Source organism: Kitasatospora sp. NPDC088548 (genome assembly GCF_044753005.1).
Lineage (GTDB): Bacteria > Actinomycetota > Actinomycetes > Streptomycetales > Streptomycetaceae > Kitasatospora.
This window is the reverse complement of record NZ_JBIVMI010000001.1, coordinates 512,646-531,944: the sequence shown is the minus strand read 5'-3', so window position 1 is coordinate 531,944 and position 19,299 is coordinate 512,646. Positions and strand designations below refer to the sequence as shown.

Sequence of the window (19,299 nt, the reverse complement as noted above, 5' to 3'; positions counted from 1 at the left end):
TAGGGCCTGTCGTCGAACTCCCGCCTGCGTGGCGACGCTCCCCCAGCCTTCGGCCGGGAGGTGCCCCCACCGCAGTGGCTTCCTCCTCCGCCTTGCGATGCACGCACCCCAACGCCGCCACGCCCGCCCTCCGGGCGGACGACGGGAGTTCGACGACAGACCCTGGGCCCGGTCGGGCCGGCCCTGGCCGTTCGGCCGGGCGGAACCGGCCGAACGGCGGGCCGGGCACCGGTCGGTGGGGCGTCAGGCTGGAGCCGTCGAGTTCACGAACTCCCTGACACGTGAACTCCCTGACACGTAAAGGACTGTGCGATTCCATGACGAAGGCCATCAGCTTCTCCGAGTACGGCGGCGTGGACGTGCTGCGCCCGGTCGATGTCGAACTGCCCGCCCCCGGTCCCGGCCAGGTGCGGATCGCCGTCCGCGCCGCGGGCGTCAACCCGCTGGACCACAAGCTGCGCAGCGGCGCGATGACCGAGGTGTTCCCGGTCGAGCTCCCGCACGTCACGGGGTACGAGGCGGCGGGTGTGGTGGAGGCCGTCGGCGGGGCCGTGACGCGGTGGCGGCCGGGCGACGAGGTGTTCGGCCTGACCCACGGCGGCGCGTACGCCGAGCACGCACTGGTGGAGGCCGACAGGCTGGCCCGCAAGCCGGCCTCGCTGAGCTGGGAGGAGGCCGCGGCGATCCCGGTGGCGGCGGAGACGGCCTGGCGGGCGCTGGCCGTGTTGGGCGCGGAGAGCGGCCAGACGCTGCTGGTGCACGGCGCGGCCGGTGGGGTCGGCACGTTCCTGCTGCAGTTCGCCCGCTCGCGCGGGATCCGGGTGATCGGTACGGCGAGCGAGGCCAACCACGCGTATCTGCGCGAGCTGGGCGCCATCCCGGTCACGTACGGTGACGGGCTGGCCGGGCGGGTGCGGGCCGTCGCGCCGGACGGGGTGGACCGGGCGCTGGACGCGGCCGGGCAGGGCGGGGTGCTGCCGTTGTCGATCGAGCTGACCGGTGCCGCGGAGAAGGTGGTGACGATCGTCGACTGGGCGGGTGCCGCCGATCACGGGGTCCGGTTCACCGGGGGGACGACGGAGGCCGTCGAGTACCACGGGCCGGCGCTGGCGGGTGCGCTCGCACTGCACGAGGCGGGCACGCTGCTGCTGCCGCTGCACCGGGTGTTTCCGCTGGTGGAGGCGGTCGAGGCGCACCGGCTGAGCGAGCACGGGCACCTGCGGGGAAAGATCGTTCTGACCGTCGGGTGAGCCCGCTCGGCGCCGTCGATCCGTCGGCAGGCCCTGCGGGTCGCCGGCCGGGCCGCGATCCGGGCCGAGATTCGGGTCACGGCCTGAGTCGCCGTCCGGGCCGCGGCGTGGCGCCCCGCGATCTGACTGGCAATCTGTCCGAAATTGTCCCATTCACCCGCTTAGGGTAATTTGGCGGGCGGATTTCCCGGGAACGCGGCGTTGGGCCGTTCGGCCGATGTGCGGTCCTCCGTTCGGTTACGGAGGGTTGACCGGGAGCGGGCGGTGCGGTGCCGCCCGCCCGATCCGGACAGGAGGTCAGATGGACAGGCGCGCGGTGATCAGCGAGTTTCTCGGAACTCTGCTGTTGGTGCTGCTGGCGGTGGGCGCCGCGGTAGTGGCGGGGGAGGCGATCGGTTCCGTCGGGATCGCGCTCGCGTTCGGCCTGGTGCTGCTGGCGCTCGCGTACGCGCTCGGGCCGATCTCCGGCTGCCACGTGAACCCGGCGGTGACGCTCGGTTTCCTGCTGGCCCGCCGGATCGACGGACGGACGGCGGTGTCGTACTGGGTCGCGCAGTTCCTCGGCGGTATCGCCGGCGCGGCGCTGGTCCTGCTGGTGGCCAAGCAGATACCGGGCCTGGAGACCCACGAGAAGCTCGGGACCAACGGCTGGGGTGACCGCTCGCAGGTGCACATCAACGCCGGCGGCGCGTTCCTGACCGAGATCATCCTGACCTTCCTCCTCGTGTACGTGGTCCTGTCGGTCACCCACCGGCTGGCGGCCACCGGCTTCGACGGGCTGCCGATCGGCATGGCGCTGGTGGTCGTGCACCTGGTCGGCATCCCGCTCACCGGCACCTCCGTCAACCCGGCGCGCAGCCTGGGCCCGGCGCTGTTCGCGGGCGGTGCGGCGCTGTCGCAGCTGTGGCTGTTCATCCTGGCACCGCTGATCGGCGGCGCACTGGCGGCCGGGGTGCACCTGCTGACCCATCCGCAGCCGAACCTGGCCGTGGCCGAGGCCGCGGCCACGGACGCACGGGTGGCCGCCGCCGGGCGGTGAACCCAGCCGGACGAAGCCCGGTGCGACGCTGAACTCGGCGTTGTACCGGGCTTTCTGACGTCCGGTCGGTAGAGTCGGGCGCTATGGCGGATCTGAGTGGGGCCTCGGGGCCCGGGCGGCTGGCGGGCAAGTCCTGTGTGGTGACGGGCGCGGCGAACGGCATCGGCCGCGCGGTCGCCGAACGCTTCGCCCGGGAGGGCGCGTCGGTGGTCGCGACGGACGTCGACGGCGACGGCCTGCGGCGGCTGGCGGAGCGGCTGCCGCAGGCCGTCACCACGGTGGTCGGCGACGTCTCCCGGGACGACGACGCCCGCCGGATGATCCGCGCCGCCGTCGAGCGGCACGGCCGCCTCGACGTCCTGGTGGCCAACGCGGGCGTGATCCCGCTGATGGAGATCACCGAGGCCGGGGCCGACGACTGGGACCAGGTGATGGCCGTCGACGGCCGCGGGATGTTCCTCACCTGCAAGTACGCCGTGGAGGCGATGAGTGGCACGGACGGCGGAGCCGGCGGGAGCGGTACGGGCGGCGCGATCGTCTGCGTCTCGTCCATCTCCGGCGAGGCCGGGCAGCGCGGCCAGGCGATCTACGGGCCGGCGAAGTTCGTCGCGTCCGGGCTGACCAAGCACCTCGCGGTGGAATGGGCGGACCGGGGCATCCGGGTCAACGCCGTCGCCCCCGGGACGATCACCACCGAGCGGGTGGCCCGGCTGTACGACGAGCCGGGCGGGCCGGAGTACCTGGCGGCGATCGAGAAGCGGCACCCGATGGGGCGGCTGGGCATACCGTCCGAGGTGGCCTCGGCGGTGCTGTTCCTGGCCTCGGACGACGCCTCGTTCGTCACCGGGGTCGTGCTGCCGGTGGACGGCGGGTATCTGGCGCAGTAGGGGGCCCAGGCGCGGGCGTCGGGGCTAAGGGCGCCGCTCCCCGCGCGCGGGGTTGGTCCCGCCGGCTTCTTGCCGCCGTGAACCTTCCGTGCCCGCTCCCCGCGCGCTCGCCTCGCCGGCTACTCCGGCAGTCGCTCGACCGCGACGATCGCCGCGTCGTCGTCCAGCCGGCCGCCGACGTGGGCGAGCAGGTCCTGGCGGAGCCGGTGCAGCAGGACGGTCGGGGGCTCGGTGTGCCAGGCGGCGACGCGTTCGGTGAGCGGGTAGAAGCGGCGCCGCGTGTCGCGGGCCTCGATCACGCCGTCGGTGTAGATCAGCAGACGGTCGCCGGGCAGGAACGGGAACACCTCCACCTCGTACGCGGCCGGGGCCAGCTCGCCGAGGCCGAGCGGCGGGGCGGGCCGGCGGGCGGCCAGTGCGGTGATGCCGTCGGCGTGCAGCAGGAGCGGGGGCGGGTGGCCGCAGTCGATCAGGCGGAGCACCGAGTCGTTGTCCGGGATGTCCAGGATGACGGCGGTGATGAAGGACTCGCTGCGGTTGTCGACACAGTCCTCGGCCCGGTCGGGCGCGGGGTCGCCCGCCCCGGCGCGGTCGGTCCGCTCGCTCGGCTGGGCGAGGTCCCAGCAGACGCTGCCGTCCAGATAGGCGGCGAGGTCGGGCAGGTCGGCGTGGAGGTGGGCGGCCGCGCGGAACGCGCCGAGCAGCAGGGCGGCGTCGCCGAGCGAGGAGAGGCCCTTGCCGCGTACGTCGCCGACCAGCAGCCGGGTGCCGGTGGCGGTCCGGGCCGCCGCGTAGAGGTCGCCACCGACCTGTGCCTCGGCCTCGGCGGCCAGGTAGACGGCGGCGAGGTGGAGCGGCCCGATCCGGTCGGGCAGTGGGCGCAGCAGCACCCGCTGGGCGGCCTCGGAGACCGAGCGGACCTGGGCCAGCTGTCGTTCGTGTCGCTCGCGCAGCGCCCGCAGGCCGATCACCAGCGCCGAGACCACGATCAGCGAGCTGAGCTGAGCCTCGATGTTGGAGGTCGCCAGGCCTTCGCGCAGAACGCCGATGAGGGTCAGCGCGGCGATCGCGAGGGCGGCGACACCGGTGGTGGCCCACACACCGGCGAAGGAGGCCGTGATGGCGGGGGCGACGACCAGCAGCGGGCCGAGGTGGATCTGCGGCGGCGACAGGACTTCGACGACGGTGATCACCGCGATCAGCGCGAGCGGGAGCGCCGTCATCGCGCGGCGGTCGGGCCGCCACGTCCGGTGGCGGTCACGGGGACGCTGCCGAAGTGGCACCTTTCCTCTGTACACCGTGGGGGCGGCCCACCGCACTTCGGGGGGACGTTTCCCGGCACGCGGGCTCCGGCGGGCGTGCTGCTGCGGCGCCTCCGGGCCGGTCGGGTCAGCCCTCGGCGCCGTACCGCGCCAGGTACTGGGCGAAGCGGGCGACGTCCTCGTCCGACCAGTCGGTGAAGCGGGCGGTGAAGGAGATCCGGCGCTGTTCGTTCGCCTCGCGCAGCAGGGTCAGCCCGGCCTCGGTGGCGCGCAGGATCTGGCCCCGCTGGTCGTCCGGGTCGGTCTCGCGGCGCAGCAGGCCGAGCTTCTCCAGGGCGCCGACCTGACGGCTGACGGTCGACTTGTCGAGCATGAAGTGCGAGGCCACGTCGGCGGCCCGGCAGCCGCCGCGCTCGTTGATCAGGTCGAGGATGCTGTAGGTGACCAGGGAGAGGTCCGGGTGCAGCTGGGAGGCCTTGTGCCGGGCGCGCCGGGCGAAGGCGGTCAGCTCGCGCTGGATGGTGTCGATCGACGTCTCGCGGCCGGGCACGGTGGTCCTACCTCCTCGGGAATTTGTTGCACTATACAACGATTCTCGGGTCCACTGCCGCCTGCCGGGGCTCAGCCGGTCTGTCCCGCCCGATGTCCCGCCCGATCGACCGCCACCTGCCAGGCGCGGGCGGCCGCGATCCGGCGGGTCGCACTCGGATGAGTGGCGAACAGTAGCTCAAGCATCCGGGGCGGGTCGACATCGGACACGTTGGCCAGTGCCAGTCTGCGCTGCATCGCGATGAACTGCTCGGTGTCCGAGGTGAGTTCGAGTGCATGCCGGTCCGCCCTGGCCTCGATCCGACGGCTCACCGCGCACTGTACCGGCCCCGACAGGGCGCCCAGCAGCGCGGCGCACGCCGCCAGCAGCGGCAGCGAGCGCGGATCGGCCGCGTCCGCCGCCCCCGCCGCCGACAGCAACGGGCCCCAGCCGGTGAGCAGCCCCAGCAGGCAGACCACCACGACGGCCCCGGCCGCGCCCAGCAGCGTCCCGGTCAGCACGTCCCGGTGCCTGACGTGCCCGAGTTCGTGCGCCACCACCAGCTCCACCTCACGCGGCTCGGCGGTCGACAGCAGCGTGTCGTACGCGACGATCCGGCGGGTCGCGCCCAGCCCCGAGACGTACGCGTTGAGCGCCGTCGTCCGGCGGGACGCGTCCGCCACCAGCACGTCCCGCACCCGGACGCCGTCCCGCTCGGCGAGCGCGAGCAGCGCCTCGCGCTGGGGGCCCGGCGGCATCGGCGTGAAGCGGTTGAACACCGGCTCGACGAGCAGCGGATAGAGGAAGGACAGGGCCGCCGTCAGCAGCGCCGCCGCGCCCGCCGCCGGGAGCCACCAGCGCTCCGGCGACCAGGCGGTGAGCGCGAACAGCCCGAACACCACCGGCAGCGCCAGCACCAGGGCCAGCGCCAGCCCGCGCAGGGCGTCCACCGCCCAGCCGCCCCAGCCCTGCGTCACCAGCCCGAACCGGGCCCGGACCGACCGGGCGCCCGCCCCGAAGGGCAGCTGTGCCGCCTGGCCGAGGACGACCAGGACCGCCGCCCCCGCCAGCACCTCCGCCGTCCGGGAACCGCCGAACCGGCCGCCCACCGCCGTCACCAGGCCGGCCCCGGCCGGGGTCAGCCCGAGGGCCAGCGTCAGTGCCAGGCCGGTCAGCCGGCCGCCCAGCGCCCAGGGCAGCTGGGCGCGGCGCAGCGCGCGGCCCCGGGCGCGCTGGGCGGGGGTGAAGTCGGCGGCGGGGGGCGCCAGGTGGCCGGTGCTCTCGGTGCTGCTGCTCTTCGTACCGCTGTTCTCCGTACCGCTCTCGGTGCTGCTCTCCATGGGGGTGCCTGCCGCTCCCGGTGTCCGTCGCCGTGCTCCCGCGCCGTCCGGCGCCTTCCGGGGTTCAGCATGACGCACCGCGCCCGGTCCTCACCCCTCCGCGGGCTCGGTGGCCCCGTGGGTGCCCGCGCGGAGCAGCTGGTGGCCGAGGTCGACCAGCGCCCGGCCGACGGCGAACTCGTCCCCGACCGCCGGGGCCGGTTCGTCGCGCGGATTGCGCCGGGCCTGCGCGTCGCTGTGCAGCAGGGTGCCGTCGGCGTCGAGGACGGCGTGCACCCGGGTGGTGTCGCGGTCCTCGACCACGTGCAGGTTCAACTGCCAGTCCTTGGTGCGGACGGTGCTGCCGCCGGTCGCCCCGGGGCCGGTCGTCGTGTCCGTCGCGGCGACCGCCCTCGGCGCCGCCGAGGCGGTGCCGTCCGCGCGGACGATCACCACCGGGCAGGCGCCGTGCACGGCGCAGCGGACGCTCACCGAACCCAGCAGCGTCCGGGCGAACGTGCCGCGCCCGCGGCTGCCGAGGACCAGCAGGTCGGCGTTCTCGGCGGCCTCCAGCAGCACCTCGGCCGCGTGCCCGAGCACCAGGCTCTCCCGGATCTCCACCGGCCGGTCCGCGCCGACCACCTCGTCCACCTCGGCGGTCAGGGTGCGGCGCGCCGACTCCTCGAACCCGTTGTCCGTCATGGGCGCGAACCACCCGTACAGCGCCGGGTACTCCCACGCCGCCACCACGTGCACCACCGCGCCCGTCAGCGTCGCCTGCCCGACCGCCCAGCGCAGGGCCGCCTTCGAGGGCGCCGAGCCGTCGATCCCGACCACGATCCGCCGGCCGCAGCCTGCTTCCCCGCCGCCCATGACCCACCACCTCGACCTGCCGTGCCGTCCCCCCTCCACGCTGCGCGCGGGTGCGGCCCGCGCGCCAGGGACGGGGTGGCCTGTTCGGGCGGGCCGGTTGGGCCCGGCGGGCCCGTTCGGGCGTTCGCGTCGTTTCCTCGACGCGGCCGTGGGGCGGAGGGGGCGCGGGGGAGTGGCGTAGGCTGACCGCTCTCGAATCGACCCCGGGGGGACGTTCCATGCGCCGTGTCGCGGCCGCTGTCGCACTGCTGCTCGGGCTGATACCCCTGGCCGCCTGTGGACCCGACGACCCCGCCCCGGCCCCCGCCGCCGACGCGGCCAAACCCCCGGCCACCGGCACCGGCGGGGCCGACGGCGCGACGCCCTCCGGCAAACCCAGCGCCCCCCGCCCCGACGGCAGCATCACCGTGGCGTTCGCCGGTGACGTCCACTTCGAGGGCCGCACCGAGGCCCGGCTCGCTGTGAAGGCGCCGGACCAGGCACTCGGCCCGATCTCCCAGACCCTCTCCGACGCGGACCTCGCCGTCCTCAACCTGGAGACCGCGATCACCGACCGCGGCGCCCCCGAACCGAAGACCTACACCTTCCGCACCTCGCCCAAGGCGCTCACCGCGCTCAAGGACTCCGGCGTCGACGTCGTCTCGATGGCCAACAACCACGCGGTGGACTTCGGCGCGGACGGCCTCACCGACACCCTCGCCGCCAAGGCCTCCTCCCCGGTCCCGGTCATCGGCGTCGGGCGCAACGCCAAGGAGGCGTACGCCCCGTACGTCACCACCGTGCGCGGGGTGAAGGTCGCCGTGGTCGCGGCCAGCCAGGTCGAGGACCTCACCAACCAGAAGTGGCGGGCCGGCGCCAACAAGCCGGGCATCGCGTCGGCCCTGGACACGGCGGCGCTGACCAAGGCGGTCGAGACGGCCAAGCAGCAGGCCCCCGTCGTCCTCGTCTACCTGCACTGGGGCGACGAGGGCAAGGCCTGTCCGACCGGTGCCCAGACCGCCATCGCCAAGAAGCTCGCGGCGGCGGGCGCCACCGCCGTCGTCGGCACGCACGCCCACACCATGCTGGGCTCGGGCATGCTCGGCAACACCTACATCGGGTACGGCTTCGGCAACTTCCTCTGGTACGGCACCTCCAACTACGCCTTCTCCAACGAGACCGGTGTCACCACCCTGACCCTGACTGCGGCGGGCAAGGTGACCGGAGAAACGTTCACCCCGGCCACCATCGACGGCCAGGGCGTCCCCGTCCCGCAGACCGGCCCCGCCGCCGAAGCCGCCCTCAAACGCCGCGACGCCCTGCGCGGCTGCACCGGCCTCACCCCGGCCCCCGCTGCGGCACGCTGAGCGCGCTCACGGCATCGGTGGCCGTCGCGCTGCTTTCCGGATCGCGGGCCCTCTCGTCTGACATGTCCGACCCGATGAAAGTTGCTTCCCGGAGCGCGACCCCCGGCTAAAGTTGCAGCTCAGTAAGCTGCTCCCCGCACGCGCGGGGTTGGTCCCACCCTCGGCGCGCTGCCCGGCATCCTGGTCGCCTGTTCCCCGCATACGCGGGGCTGGTCCCGGAAAGCGCCATATCTTCCCTGCCCGCCACGTCTGTTCAGCGCTTCGAGGTGCCGCTTGCCCCGTCGGATCGACAGCTGGGACGGGGCGAGTCATCGTCACGGGGTGGGGAAGTCGGAGGTGGCGATCCGGCCCAGGAGAGTGGCAAGTCGCCGGGGCATGGAGAGGAACGGCGAGTGGCTGCTCGGCAGTCGGTGGACGGAATCGGCGCGCGTGGCGAGTTCGCGCTGCCGGGACGGTTCGAGCGCCTGGTCGCGGTCGCAGACGACGTAGCTGGAGGGCACGGTACGCCACCCTGCCGTGGTCACCCGCTCGGTGAAGGACCGGATGCTCTGCGGGCGCAGCCGGGCCACGGCGCGGTCGGCATCGGCCTCGGGCACGTCGGCGAAGAGTATTCGCCGGGCGTCCTCGTACGGCGGGGTGTGGCCCGTGCCGTCGCCCGGCGCGGGCGTTCCGAGGAACGTGAACATGCTCTCGCCCACGTCCAGTTGGAAAGCGGCGAGGTACACCGCCCCCACCACGTTCGCGGCATCCGCGATGACCTCCGTGGTGGGGACGCCGCCGTAGGAGTGGGCGACCACCACCACCGGGCCGTCGATGCGCCGGAGGCTGTCCCGGATGGCGTCCGCGTCGTCCAGCATGCCCGCCGGGCGGGCGCCGTCGTGCCGGCCGGCCGGGGGATTGGCGCTGGGCAGGTCGACGGTGTGGGACCGCCAGCCGTCGGCGTCGAGCGCGGCGCGTACGGAGTCCCAGCACCAGGCTCCGTGCCAGGCCCCGTGGACCAGCAGGAAGGTCGGCCGGTCGGTGTCAGCGTTCATGTGCGGTACCTCCGTTGTCCGAGCTGCGGATGGCGGGAGACCGTGGCACGAAGCGGGCCGCCCCGCCCAGGGCTCGCGGGCCGAGTGGCCGCACTCGGCACTCCCGACGATACTGCGCGGCCCCTGCACCACCGGCGGCCGGTTCGAGCGTCCGGGGGTGGCCGGCTCGTTGGCGTGATCGACCGGACGGCAGCGGGCAAGGCGACCGGGGAAACGTTCACCCCGGCCACCAGCGCCGCACGCTGAGCACCCATGTCATCGGTGGCCAGCACACTGCTTCCGGATTGCGGGCCCTCTCATCCGCAATGTCCGGCCCGGTGAAGTTGCTTCCCAGAGCACAACCCATGGCTAAAGTTGCAGCTCAGTAAGACTGCTCCCCGCACACGCGGGGTTGGTCCCAACGCGGACGACGAGACCCTCGCCGCCGCCCTCTGCTCCCCGCACACGCGGGGTTGGTCCCCAGTGGGTGGACACCGCCGACCGGGCGTGGGCCTGCTCCCCGCATGTGCGGGGCCGCTCCCCAGGGCTGAAATCGGGAGCTTGGTGCCAGGTGGGGGCGCTACGCTCTGGTGATCACGAAAACTGGGCGTTGAGGCTCGGCGGGGGGGCTGGTCGTATGACGGGTGTTGAGGTGGCGTCCTCCGGGGTGAGACGTGGTGGTGGGCGGCGGCGCTGGGTGGTCGGCGGGGTGGCGGCTGTGGTCGTCGCGGCCGTAGTGACCGGGGTCGCCTTTGTGGCCGGGGTGTGGGACGAGCCCGAGTTGAAGCAGTCGCTCTGCGGGTTGCCGAGGGCGGACAAGAGCCCGCTCGGCGTCGTGCTGCCCAAGGGGCGGCGGGGGGTGGAGACGCGTGAGGTGTCCGAGATGTCGGGGCACGGGAAGGTCTTGTGCGTGATCTCGGTGGACGGGGAAGGGGCCGTCACCGTCCTGATGTTCGGCCAGGATCCGAATCGGCCGACCTCGACCGATACGACCGGTATGGACACCAGGAAGATGATCGCCAAGGGGGTGGTGGCCAGTCTGGGCGGCGCCTCTCAGGTGGACTACTGCCCCGGTACGCGCGACCTGGCCGCGTTCGTCACGGTCATGTCGGACCCCGCTACCTGGCCGGAGTCCCCTGCGGAGCAGGCGGCGCACACCCGCGCACTGGCTTCGCTGGCGGCGACCGTGCTGGCCGAACAGCGGCACGAGGTGTGCTACTGACGGCTGCGAGGCCGGGCGTCAGCCCTTGTGGTCGGCTTCGCCCTGCTTCCAGTAGCCCTTGGCCTGGACGAGTTCGCGGGGGTAGCCGCAGGTGTCGAGGAGGTGTCGGCGGATGGTGGTGACGGCGGTGGACTCGCCGGCGAGCCAGGCGGCTTGAGGGTCGGGCGACGCCGTGAGGACGGCGTCGGTGAGGAGGCGGCCCTTGGGGGAGCCGTTGCGGGGGAGCCGGATGGTGGTGAGGTCGGCGCGGGTGGCGATGGGGAGGGTGTCGGCCGGGGCGGCGATCTCGACGTAGGCGGACACCCTTACGGTCGGCGGGAGTTGTTCGAGGATGGTGAGGGCGGCGGGCAGGGCGCTTTCGTCGGCGGCGAGGAGCAGGTGGGTGGCGCCGTCGAGGGGCGAGTAGCGGCCGCTGGGGCCGGCGAGGCGGGCGCGGTCGCCGAGGCCGGCGATGGACGCCCAGCGGGCGAGCGGGCCGTTGCCGTGGAGGACGATGTCGATGTCCACCTCGTGCTGCTCGGGGCGGTGGTGGCGGATGGTGTAGGCGCGGGAGTGGCCTTCGGGGATCGCCAACTTGACCCACTGGGTGGGGTGTTCGATGCCGAGGCCGGGCAGGGTGGGGCCGGTGGAGGTGAGCCGGACGAGGGTGGAGGTCAGCGGGGTGACGGCGATGACCTCGGCGTCGTGGGTCGGGCGGGTCGGGCGGGAACGGCCGAACACGGCGTACTCCTGATCGGGCCCGGAGGCGGACACGGGCCGGTGGAGGGAGGCGGGGAGGGGCGGGCTCAGCCCTTGAGGTGCTGGTCGAGCAGCGCGTCGACGAAGGCCCGGTCGAGCGGGCGGCGCAGCACCAGGGCGCGGTGGTAGAGCGGGGCGAGCAGGGTGTCGAGGACGACGGCGGCTTCGTCGGCGGAGACGGCCAGACAGGCCCGGGTGTGCGCGACGTCCCGGGTGCGCAGTTCGTCGAGGAAGCCGGTGTGCAGCAACTCCGCCGTGCGGGCGTCGAGTTGGGCGTGGCCGAGGAGGGCCTGGAGGACGCGGCCGGCCGGTTCCTCGCCGAGGAAGACGGCGAAGCGGTGGACGTACGCGCGCAGGTCGGCGGGGGTGGAGGGGGCCTCGGGCCAGGCGAGGGCGGGGGTGGCGTCCAGGACCAGGTTGTCGAAGAGGATGTCGACCTTGGACTTCCACCAGCGGTAGATCGTCTGCTTGGCGACCCCGGCGGCGGCGGCGATGCCCTCGATGGTGAGGGCCTCGAAGCCGTGCTCCATCAGGAGGTCGTCGGCGGCGTTCAGCACGGCCAGGCGCGCGGCCTCGCTGCGGCGGCTGCTGGTGGAGCTGCTGCCGGTGGCGGGGCGGGGCTGGGCGGCGATGGTGCTGACGTCCTCACGGGCGGGCCGGTGGGGTTGCCGGCCGGGGGGTCTGATCGGGGCCATCCTCTCATGCCCCTTCCGCCACACCAGCCGCAACGTTGCGTCCAGGTTCAAGGCCCGGTCGCGAAGGCTCGGCGTGGACCGCCCGGCGCGAACTCCGTACGCGGCCTCGCCTCCGGAGTGGAGGTGGCGGTCCGCAAGTTGACGGACCCGCAGCCCTCTCGGCCTGGTCGAACAGCTATGTTAGGTTAGCCTTGCCTAATGTCGCTGGTCGGAGGGGATTTCCTGTGCAGCAGTCCGAACTGGCCGGTACCGTTGCGATGGTCACCGGCGCCGGGCAGGGTATCGGCGCGGCCGTGACGCGTGCGCTCGTCGCCGCGGGGGCCGTCGTCGCCGCCGTGGACCGCAACCCGGGCCCGCTCGCCGCCCTCGCGGACGAGCTGGCGGGCGCATCCGTGCACGGGTCCGACGGCGTCGGGCGGCCCGTCCGGCCCTACGTCCTGGACGTCACCGACGCCGCCGCCGTCGAGGCGGCCGTCTCCCTGATGGAAAGTCAACTCGGCCCCCTGGGAATCCTGGTGAACGTCGCCGGCATCCTGCGTGCCGCGCCCGCCGTCGAACTCTCCGACGAGGACTGGGTGGACACCTTCGCCGTCAACACCAACGGGGTGTTCCATACCTGCCGGGCGGTCGGCCGCCGGATGGCGGAACGCGGTACCGGCGCCATCGTCACCGTCGGGTCCAACGCCGCCGGGGTGCCGCGTACCGGCATGGCCGCCTACGCGGCCTCCAAGGCGGCGGCCACCATGTTCACCCGCTGTCTGGGGCTGGAGCTCGCCCGCTCCGGCGTGCGCTGCAACATCGTCTCGCCGGGATCCACCGACACCGACATGCAGCGGGCGCTCTGGCAGGGCGACGCGGGGGCCGCCGAACAGCGGGTCATCGACGGCGATCCGGCCGGCTACCGGGTGGGCATCCCGCTCGGCCGGATCGCCGCGCCCGCCGACATCGCCGAGGCGGTGGCCTTCCTGGTCTCCGACCGGGCGCGGCACATCACCATGCACGACCTGTACGTGGACGGCGGCGCCACCCTGCGCGCCTGACCCCACGGCACACCAGGGCCCCGGGACACCCGGAACCCCGACACCCCGGAACCCCGGGACACCGCGACGCGCACCCCCGCCACCGCAGAGCCCGAACCACACCACCCGCCGGCCGGCCGACAACGGCGCCCGGCGGCCACTCGCAGACTGGAGAATCCAGGTGACCACGGTGCATCACGCCCCCGCCGGGACGGACCACACCGTCATCGGCGCGGCCAGCGGGCTGCTGGGCCAGTACCGGGCCGCGCCCGACGAGGCGTTCTTCGCCTCACCGACCCGCACGCTGCTCACCGAGGGCGTGCACGCCAGGGTCCCGCAGGACGGGCGCCCGCTGCCGGTGCGGGTCGCCGAGACGCTCGCCCGGGCCCGCCGCGACGGGGTCGAACACCCGCTGGTGGTCGGCGCGGTGGCGTTCGACCAGGACAGCCGGGCCGAGCTGGCCGTCCCCGCGCTGGTCCGCCGGTGCGGCGCGCTGCGCGACGACCCGCTGATCGCGCTGCCCGCCCCGGCGGCCGACCGGGTGGAGTGGCTGGTCCGCCCGGTGCCCGAGCCGGCCGCGTACGGTGCCGGCGTCGCGGCGGCCGTCGAGCGGCTGCGCGGCGGCGAGTTGAGCAAGGTGGTGCTCGCCCGGACGCTGGAGCTGAGTGCCGACCGCCCGCTCGACCTGCCCACGATCCTGCAGCGGCTGGGCCGCCGCGACCCGGGCGGCTACACCTTCGCGGTGCCCGCCGGCGGCGGCCGGACGCTGATCGGCGCCAGCCCCGAACTGCTGCTCTCCCGCCGGGGAACGGCCGTGCTGGCCAACCCGCTGGCCGGCTCGGTGCCGCGCAGCGCCGACCTCGGCGAGGATGTCCGCAGGGCGGCCGGGCTGCTGGAGTCCCCCAAGGACCTGCACGAGCACGCCGTCGTGGTGGACGCCATCCGCGCGGCGCTGGCGCCGTACTGCCGCACGCTGGACGTGCCGGAGCGGCCGACCCTGGTCCGTACGGCCGCGATGTGGCACCTGGCCACCACGATCACCGGCGAGCTGGCCGACCCGGCCGTCTCGGCGCTGGAGCTGGCCACCGCGCTGCACCCGACCCCGGCCGTCTGCGGCACCCCGACTCCGCTCGCCCGCACCGTGATCGGCGAGGTGGAGCCCTTCGACCGCGGCCTGTACACCGGCATGGTCGGCTGGGGCGACGCGGACGGTGACGGCGAGTGGGTGGTCACCATCCGCTGCGCGGAGGCGGAGGAGCGCACGCTGCGCGTGTACGCGGGGGCGGGGGTGGTCGCCGAGTCCCGGCCGGAGGCCGAACTCGCCGAGACCAGCGCCAAGTTCCGTACCTTCCTGGACGCCGCGGGGGTGCCGCGATGAGCAGCGCCCAGCCGGTGGAGTTCCCCGGATTCACCCCGTACCCCGCCGAGTTCGCCGAGCGCTACCGCGCCGCCGGGTACTGGCGCGGCGAGACCTTCGGCCGGATGCTGCGCGAGCGGGCCGCCGCCCACGGCGAGCGGATCGCGATCGTCGATCCGTCCGGCCTGTCCGGCCCTTCCGCTCCGGAGGGCGGGCGCCGCTGGTCGTACGCCGAACTCGACCGCCGGGCCGACCGGATGGCCGCCGGCCTGCTCGCCCGGGGGATCGGCAGGGGTGACCGGGTGGTGGTCCAGCTGCCCAACACCGCCGAGTTCTTCGAGGTGGTCTTCGCGCTGTTCCGGATCGGCGCGCTGCCGGTCTTCGCGCTGCCCGCCCACCGGTACACCGAGATCGGCTACTTCTGCGGGTTCACCGGTGCCGCGGCCTATGTCGTCCCGGCCGTCGAGAACGGCTTCGACTACCGTGAACTGGCCTCCCGCGTCCGGTCGGAGAACCCGTCGCTGCGGCTGGTCCTGGTGGCCGGCGAGGACCCGGGGGAGCACGTCCGGCTGGCGGACGTGCCGTCCGACGGGCCGGGGCCCGACGCCGAGCCGCGCCCGGAGGACGTCGCCTTCCTCCAGCTCTCCGGCGGCAGCACCGGCGTGCCCAAGCTGATCCCGCGCACCCACGACGACTACATCTACTCGCTGCGCGGCTCGGTGGAGCTGTGCGCGGTGGACGAGGACAGCGTCTACCTCTGCGCGCTGCCCGCCGCGCACAACTTCCCGCTCAGCTCGCCGGGCACGCTCGGCACGCTGTACGCGGGCGGCCGGGTGGTGCTCTGCCCGCAGCCGGGCCCCGAGACGGCGTTCCCGCTGATCGAGCGGGAGGGCGTGACCATCACCGGCCTGGTGCCGCCGCTGGCGCTGCTCTGGCTGGACGCGGCCGAGCGCGGGCGCGGCCTGGCCGGCGCGCCCCGACTGGACAGCCTGGAGGTGCTGCTGGTCGGCGGCGCCAAGTTCAGCGAGGAGGCGGCCCGCCGGGTCCGCCCGGTGCTGGGCTGCATGCTCCAGCAGGTGTTCGGGATGGCCGAGGGCCTGGTCAACTACACCCGGCTGGACGACCCGGAGGAGGTGATCGTCTCCACCCAGGGCCTGCCGATCTCCCCGGACGACGAGATCCGGGTGGTCGACGACCAGGGCGCGGACCTGCCCGCCGGCGCCACCGGCCATCTGCTCACCCGCGGCCCGTACACCATCCGCGGCTACTGGAACGCGCCGGAGCACAACGCCAACTCCTTCACCGGGGACGGCTTCTACCGCACCGGGGACCTCGTCCGGCGGACCGCCACCGGCCACCTGGTGGTCGAGGGGCGGGCGAAGGACCAGATCAACCGGGGCGGCGAGAAGGTCGCCGCCGAGGAGATCGAGAACCACCTGCTCGCCCACCCGGCCGTGCACGACGCCGCCGTGGTGTCGATGCCCGACCCGTACCTCGGCGAGCGCACCTGCGCCTATGTCGTGCTGCGCGCGGAGGCCCGCCCGACGCCGCCGAAGGCGATCGAGCTGAAGCGCTTCGTCCGCGGGCGCGGCCTGGCCGACTTCAAGGTCCCGGACCGGGTCGAGTTCGTCGAGGCCTTCCCCGCCACCGGGATCGGCAAGGTCAGCAAGAAGGACCTGCGCGCGGCCATCGCCGCCACCCTCCGCCCCGCCCCTACCAGCTGAAGGAAGCACCGCCGTGGGTCTGCCCCGCATCCCCTCCTATCCCATGCCCTCCGCCGACGGCCTGCCGGCCAACCGGGTCGCCTGGACGGTCGACCCGTCCCGTGCGGTGCTGCTGGTGCACGACCTGCAGAACCACTTCATGAACGCCTTCGACACCGGCGCCGCTCCCGTCACCGAACTCTTCGGGAACGTCGGCCGGTTGCGCCGGCAGGCCGACCGCCTGGGCATCCCCGTCGTCTACTCGGCGCAGCCCGGCGGCCAGAGCCCGGCCGAGCGCGGCCTCCAGCAGGACTTCTGGGGCCCGGGCATCCCGGACGACCCGCGCGCGGCGGCCATCGCCGACGCCGTCGCCCCGGCCGGCCACGACACCGTGCTCACCAAGTGGAAGTACAGCGCCTTCGTCCGCACCGGGCTGGACGAACTGCTGCGCGAGCAGGGCCGCGACCAACTGGTGATCACCGGCGTGTACGCGCACATCGGGGTCCAGGCCACCGCCTGCGACGCCTGGATGCGTGACATCCAGGCCTTTGTGGTGGCCGACGCGGTCGCCGACTTCAGCGAGGCCGAGCACCGTGCCGCGCTCTCCTGGGTGGCCGGCCGCTGCGGCCTGGTCACCACCACCGACGCAGTGCTGGAAGGGAAGTGACGGGTATGGCCTTCACCGTGGAGCGCATCCGGGCCGAGGTCGCGGACCTGCTCGGAGAGGACCCGGCGGACATCCCGCTGGACGAGAACCTGGCGGACTGGGGCCTGGACTCGGTGCGGCTGATGGCGCTCGCCGAGCGCTGGCGGGCCGAGGGCGCGGAGGTGGCCTACCTCCAGCTGGCCGAGCGTCCGGCCGTCGGGGCCTGGGCCGAGCTGCTCGGCGCGGCCTGATGGACACCGCGCTCGTGGCCGGGACGGCCGCCGCGCCCGTCGCCGGGCCTGCCACCGCCGGGCCTGCCACCGCAGGGCTGAAGCGGCCGCCGACCACCGCGGTCGGCCCGATCGAGGCGCAGGCCGCCCGGACGCCCGGTGCCGCCGCGCTGGTGCTGGCCGACGGCTCGGTGGTCCGCTACGGCGAGCTGAACGCGGCCGCCAACCGGATGGCCCGGCACCTGACCGGCCTCGGCGCCCGCCCCGGCACGGTCGTCGGCCTGGCGCTCACCCGCCCGGCCGAGCTGCTGCCCGCGCTGCTGGCGGTGGCCAAGTCCGGTGCCGCGTACCTGCCGTTGAACCGGGACGACGCCCCCGGCCGGCTCTCCTGGGTGCTCGCGGACGCGGCCCCGGTCTGTGTGCTGGGGGAGGGCGTGCCCGGTGCCGTCCGGCCGCAGGAGGGCGAGCTGGCCGGGCTGCTGGCCACCGACCCGCCACGGGCGCTGACCCCGCAGCACCCCGTCTGCCTGGGCTACGGCCCCGGCGGCCGGCCGGCCGGCGTCCCGGTCGCGCACGCGGAGGTGGACCGCCGGGTGCGGGACCTCCAGGCCGCCTACGGGCTGGGCGTCGGCGACCGGGTCCTGCAACTCGGGCTGCCGCTCTGGGAGTTCTTCTGGCCGCTGCGTACGGGGGCGGCCGTGGTGCTCGCCGACCCGGAGAGTCCGGCCGAGATCGGCGAGCTGGTAAGGGAGTTGGGTGTCACCGCGCTGCGGGCGGCTCCGGCGGTGCTCGGTGAGCTGCGGCCGGCACCGGCGCCCGTTCACCTGGCCGTCGCGGCCACCGGCTGAGCGGCCGCCCGCCGAGCCGCCGAGCCGCCGAGCCGCCCGCCGAGCGGCTGCGCGGGCAGCCGCCTGCCCGGCCGCTACCCGCCGAGCCGGGCCGCCGCGAAGTCGGCCGCCGTCCAGGCCATCGCGACCGCGCCGTCCAGGACGGCGCGGTCGGCCTCGGGGGAGACGGCGGCCTCGGCGAAGGCCGGCTCGTGCGGGGCGCAGGCGCCGCCGGTGATGTCCAGCACCGGGTGGATCGCGGGCACGGCGTGCGAGACGTTGCCCATGTCGGTGCAGGCGAACGGTCCGCTCTCGACCGGCTTCGGGCGGCCCAGCGCGGCCGCGTTCGCCCGCCAGAGGGCGAGCAGCCCCGGGTCGCCGCGGAAGTCCAGGTAGTCGGGCTCGGGCCGGGTGAGCGAGACCTCGCAACCGGTGGCGAGCGCGCCGGCCCGGAAGCAGGCCTCGACCCGCTCGCGCAGCGCCGTCAGGTCCTCGGCCGCCGAGGCGCGGATCTCGTACTCGGCGGTGGCGGTGTCCGGGATCAGGTTGGGGGCCGTCCCGGCGGCGGTGGTGATGCCGTGCACCCGCCACTGCGGCGGGAGTTGCTGGCGCAGCAGGCCGAGCGCGACCTGCGCGACGGTGAGCGCGTCGGCGGCGTTGCGCCCCTCGTGCGGGTTGAGGCTGGGGTGGGCGGCGCGGCCGGTGTACCGCACGGAGAGGGTGCCGAGCGCGAAGGAGCGGAAGTCGGCGACCTCGACCGGGCAGGGGTGGACCATCATCGCGGCGTCCACGCCCGCGAAGGCGCCCGCGTCCAGGAGCAGGGCCTTGCCCGCGCCGCGTTCCTCGGCGGGGGCGCCGATCACCCGGACGGTCAGTCCGAGCCGGTCGGCGTCCGGTCCGAGGGCGAGGGCGGCGCCGAGCCCGGCGGCGGCGATCAGGTTGTGGCCGCAGGCGTGCCCGAGGCCGGGCAGGGCGTCGTACTCGCAGACCACGGCGACGGTGACCGGCCCGGAGCCGGTGCTCGCGGTGAACGCGGTCTCCAGGCCGTGCGCGGGCGCGGTGACGGTGTAGCCGTGGGTGCGCAGCAGGTCGGCGCACCAGGCCGCCGCGCGGTGTTCCTCGAAGGCCGTCTCCGGGTGGGCGTGGATGCGCCGGCTGAGCGTCAGCAGCTCGTCCCGGTGGGCCTCGACGCGTGCGCGCAGGGCCGTTCTGACGTCGGTCGGGGTGGACAAGGGTGCCTCCGGAGGCGTCAGGGCCCGTGCTTCACCGGGCTGTTGACCAGACAGTATGTAGATAGCTTAGGCTAACCTAAGTAGGCGTTTCGTTCGCCGGACCCGAGGAGCT

General features: G+C 74.4%; 19 protein-coding genes. 11 read left to right on the top strand and 8 right to left on the bottom strand.

Features of this window, described 5'->3' with window-relative positions; translation table 11 throughout:
* Positions 1-317: 317 nt before the first annotated feature.
* From ACIP82_RS02360 to ACIP82_RS02350, 3 genes are all read left to right on the top strand, one after another.
* Positions 318-1,250 (top strand): NADP-dependent oxidoreductase, encoded by a 933-nt coding sequence (locus ACIP82_RS02360; RefSeq protein ID WP_400649955.1) that lies wholly within the window; start codon positions 318-320, stop codon positions 1,248-1,250.
* A 301-nt stretch (positions 1,251-1,551) separates the two neighbouring features.
* Complete coding sequence (locus ACIP82_RS02355; RefSeq protein WP_363604453.1) at positions 1,552-2,289, top strand: MIP family channel protein; 738 nt, start codon at positions 1,552-1,554, stop codon at positions 2,287-2,289.
* An 83-nt stretch (positions 2,290-2,372) separates the two neighbouring features.
* On the top strand, positions 2,373-3,176 hold the full coding sequence (locus tag ACIP82_RS02350; protein ID WP_400649950.1) for an SDR family NAD(P)-dependent oxidoreductase: 804 nt from the start codon (positions 2,373-2,375) through the stop codon (positions 3,174-3,176).
* 119 nt (positions 3,177-3,295) lie between these two features.
* Here ACIP82_RS02350 and ACIP82_RS02345 read toward each other — a convergent pair whose 3' ends face one another.
* The 4 genes from ACIP82_RS02345 to ACIP82_RS02330 all read right to left on the bottom strand — a co-directional run bounded on the left by ACIP82_RS02345 (position 3,296) and on the right by ACIP82_RS02330 (position 7,159).
* Positions 3,296-4,399, bottom strand: a complete 1,104-nt coding sequence (locus ACIP82_RS02345) for a PP2C family protein-serine/threonine phosphatase (RefSeq protein WP_400649947.1) — start codon at positions 4,397-4,399, stop codon at positions 3,296-3,298.
* Positions 4,400-4,565: 166 nt separating this feature from the next.
* A complete protein-coding gene (locus ACIP82_RS02340; protein WP_363604456.1) occupies positions 4,566-4,988 on the bottom strand; it encodes a MarR family transcriptional regulator in 423 nt (140 codons plus the stop codon).
* 71 nt (positions 4,989-5,059) lie between these two features.
* Positions 5,060-6,307 (bottom strand): M48 family metalloprotease, encoded by a 1,248-nt coding sequence (locus ACIP82_RS02335; RefSeq protein WP_400649943.1) that lies wholly within the window; start codon positions 6,305-6,307, stop codon positions 5,060-5,062.
* A 90-nt stretch (positions 6,308-6,397) separates the two neighbouring features.
* Complete coding sequence (locus ACIP82_RS02330; protein ID WP_400649941.1) at positions 6,398-7,159, bottom strand: universal stress protein; 762 nt, start codon at positions 7,157-7,159, stop codon at positions 6,398-6,400.
* A 218-nt stretch (positions 7,160-7,377) separates the two neighbouring features.
* On the opposite strand from ACIP82_RS02330, the gene ACIP82_RS02325 reads away from it, so the two are divergent.
* Positions 7,378-8,505, top strand: a complete 1,128-nt coding sequence (locus ACIP82_RS02325) for a CapA family protein (RefSeq protein ID WP_363604460.1) — start codon at positions 7,378-7,380, stop codon at positions 8,503-8,505.
* A 314-nt stretch (positions 8,506-8,819) separates the two neighbouring features.
* Here the strand turns inward: ACIP82_RS02325 and ACIP82_RS02320 are convergent, their stop codons facing one another.
* A complete protein-coding gene (locus tag ACIP82_RS02320; protein ID WP_363604461.1) occupies positions 8,820-9,539 on the bottom strand; it encodes an alpha/beta fold hydrolase in 720 nt (239 codons plus the stop codon).
* 688 nt (positions 9,540-10,227) lie between these two features.
* Here ACIP82_RS02320 and ACIP82_RS02315 point away from each other — a divergent pair.
* Complete coding sequence (locus ACIP82_RS02315; protein ID WP_363604463.1) at positions 10,228-10,740, top strand: hypothetical protein; 513 nt, start codon at positions 10,228-10,230, stop codon at positions 10,738-10,740.
* Positions 10,741-10,758: 18 nt separating this feature from the next.
* Here ACIP82_RS02315 and ACIP82_RS02310 read toward each other — a convergent pair whose 3' ends face one another.
* On the bottom strand, positions 10,759-11,460 hold the full coding sequence (locus tag ACIP82_RS02310) for a siderophore-interacting protein (RefSeq protein WP_363604464.1): 702 nt from the start codon (positions 11,458-11,460) through the stop codon (positions 10,759-10,761).
* A gap of 65 nt (positions 11,461-11,525) precedes the next feature.
* On the bottom strand, positions 11,526-12,173 hold the full coding sequence (locus ACIP82_RS02305) for a TetR/AcrR family transcriptional regulator (protein ID WP_400649935.1): 648 nt from the start codon (positions 12,171-12,173) through the stop codon (positions 11,526-11,528).
* Positions 12,174-12,430: 257 nt separating this feature from the next.
* On the opposite strand from ACIP82_RS02305, the gene ACIP82_RS02300 reads away from it, so the two are divergent.
* The 6 genes from ACIP82_RS02300 (at position 12,431) to ACIP82_RS02275 (ending at position 17,976) form a co-directional block, all read left to right on the top strand.
* Positions 12,431-13,213, top strand: a complete 783-nt coding sequence (locus ACIP82_RS02300; protein WP_400650336.1) for a 2,3-dihydro-2,3-dihydroxybenzoate dehydrogenase — start codon at positions 12,431-12,433, stop codon at positions 13,211-13,213.
* A 154-nt stretch (positions 13,214-13,367) separates the two neighbouring features.
* Complete coding sequence (gene dhbC, locus ACIP82_RS02295) at positions 13,368-14,570, top strand: isochorismate synthase DhbC (protein WP_400650334.1); 1,203 nt, start codon at positions 13,368-13,370, stop codon at positions 14,568-14,570.
* Positions 14,567-16,273, top strand: a complete 1,707-nt coding sequence (locus tag ACIP82_RS02290; RefSeq protein ID WP_400649932.1) for a (2,3-dihydroxybenzoyl)adenylate synthase — start codon at positions 14,567-14,569, stop codon at positions 16,271-16,273. Before dhbC ends, ACIP82_RS02290 begins: the two co-directional genes overlap by 4 nt.
* A 13-nt stretch (positions 16,274-16,286) precedes the next feature.
* Positions 16,287-16,919, top strand: coding sequence for an isochorismatase family protein (locus ACIP82_RS02285; protein ID WP_363604471.1), 633 nt, complete (start codon positions 16,287-16,289; stop codon positions 16,917-16,919).
* A 5-nt stretch (positions 16,920-16,924) separates the two neighbouring features.
* Complete coding sequence (locus tag ACIP82_RS02280) at positions 16,925-17,149, top strand: phosphopantetheine-binding protein (RefSeq protein ID WP_363604473.1); 225 nt, start codon at positions 16,925-16,927, stop codon at positions 17,147-17,149.
* On the top strand, positions 17,149-17,976 hold the full coding sequence (locus tag ACIP82_RS02275) for an AMP-binding protein (RefSeq protein WP_400649929.1): 828 nt from the start codon (positions 17,149-17,151) through the stop codon (positions 17,974-17,976). The genes ACIP82_RS02280 and ACIP82_RS02275 overlap by 1 nt, the downstream gene beginning before the upstream one ends.
* Positions 17,977-18,050: 74 nt before the next feature.
* Here ACIP82_RS02275 and ACIP82_RS02270 read toward each other — a convergent pair whose 3' ends face one another.
* Positions 18,051-19,187, bottom strand: coding sequence for a M20 family metallopeptidase (locus tag ACIP82_RS02270; protein WP_400649926.1), 1,137 nt, complete (start codon positions 19,185-19,187; stop codon positions 18,051-18,053).
* Positions 19,188-19,299 lie beyond the last annotated feature (112 nt).

Coding starts and splice junctions, on each gene's coding strand:
- ACIP82_RS02305 (WP_400649935.1), bottom strand. CDS start 12,173: ATGGCCCCGATCAGACCCCCCGGCCGGCAACCCCACCGGCCCGCCCGT.
- ACIP82_RS02355 (WP_363604453.1), top strand. CDS start 1,552: ATGGACAGGCGCGCGGTGATCAGCGAGTTTCTCGGAACTCTGCTGTTG.
- ACIP82_RS02345 (WP_400649947.1), bottom strand. CDS start 4,399: ATGACGGCGCTCCCGCTCGCGCTGATCGCGGTGATCACCGTCGTCGAA.
- ACIP82_RS02360 (WP_400649955.1), top strand. CDS start 318: ATGACGAAGGCCATCAGCTTCTCCGAGTACGGCGGCGTGGACGTGCTG.
- ACIP82_RS02300 (WP_400650336.1), top strand. CDS start 12,431: ATGGTCACCGGCGCCGGGCAGGGTATCGGCGCGGCCGTGACGCGTGCG.
- ACIP82_RS02280 (WP_363604473.1), top strand. CDS start 16,925: ATGGCCTTCACCGTGGAGCGCATCCGGGCCGAGGTCGCGGACCTGCTC.
- ACIP82_RS02320 (WP_363604461.1), bottom strand. CDS start 9,539: ATGAACGCTGACACCGACCGGCCGACCTTCCTGCTGGTCCACGGGGCC.
- ACIP82_RS02290 (WP_400649932.1), top strand. CDS start 14,567: ATGAGCAGCGCCCAGCCGGTGGAGTTCCCCGGATTCACCCCGTACCCC.
- ACIP82_RS02275 (WP_400649929.1), top strand. CDS start 17,149: ATGGACACCGCGCTCGTGGCCGGGACGGCCGCCGCGCCCGTCGCCGGG.
- ACIP82_RS02330 (WP_400649941.1), bottom strand. CDS start 7,159: ATGGGCGGCGGGGAAGCAGGCTGCGGCCGGCGGATCGTGGTCGGGATC.
- ACIP82_RS02335 (WP_400649943.1), bottom strand. CDS start 6,307: ATGGAGAGCAGCACCGAGAGCGGTACGGAGAACAGCGGTACGAAGAGC.
- ACIP82_RS02325 (WP_363604460.1), top strand. CDS start 7,378: ATGCGCCGTGTCGCGGCCGCTGTCGCACTGCTGCTCGGGCTGATACCC.
- ACIP82_RS02350 (WP_400649950.1), top strand. CDS start 2,373: ATGGCGGATCTGAGTGGGGCCTCGGGGCCCGGGCGGCTGGCGGGCAAG.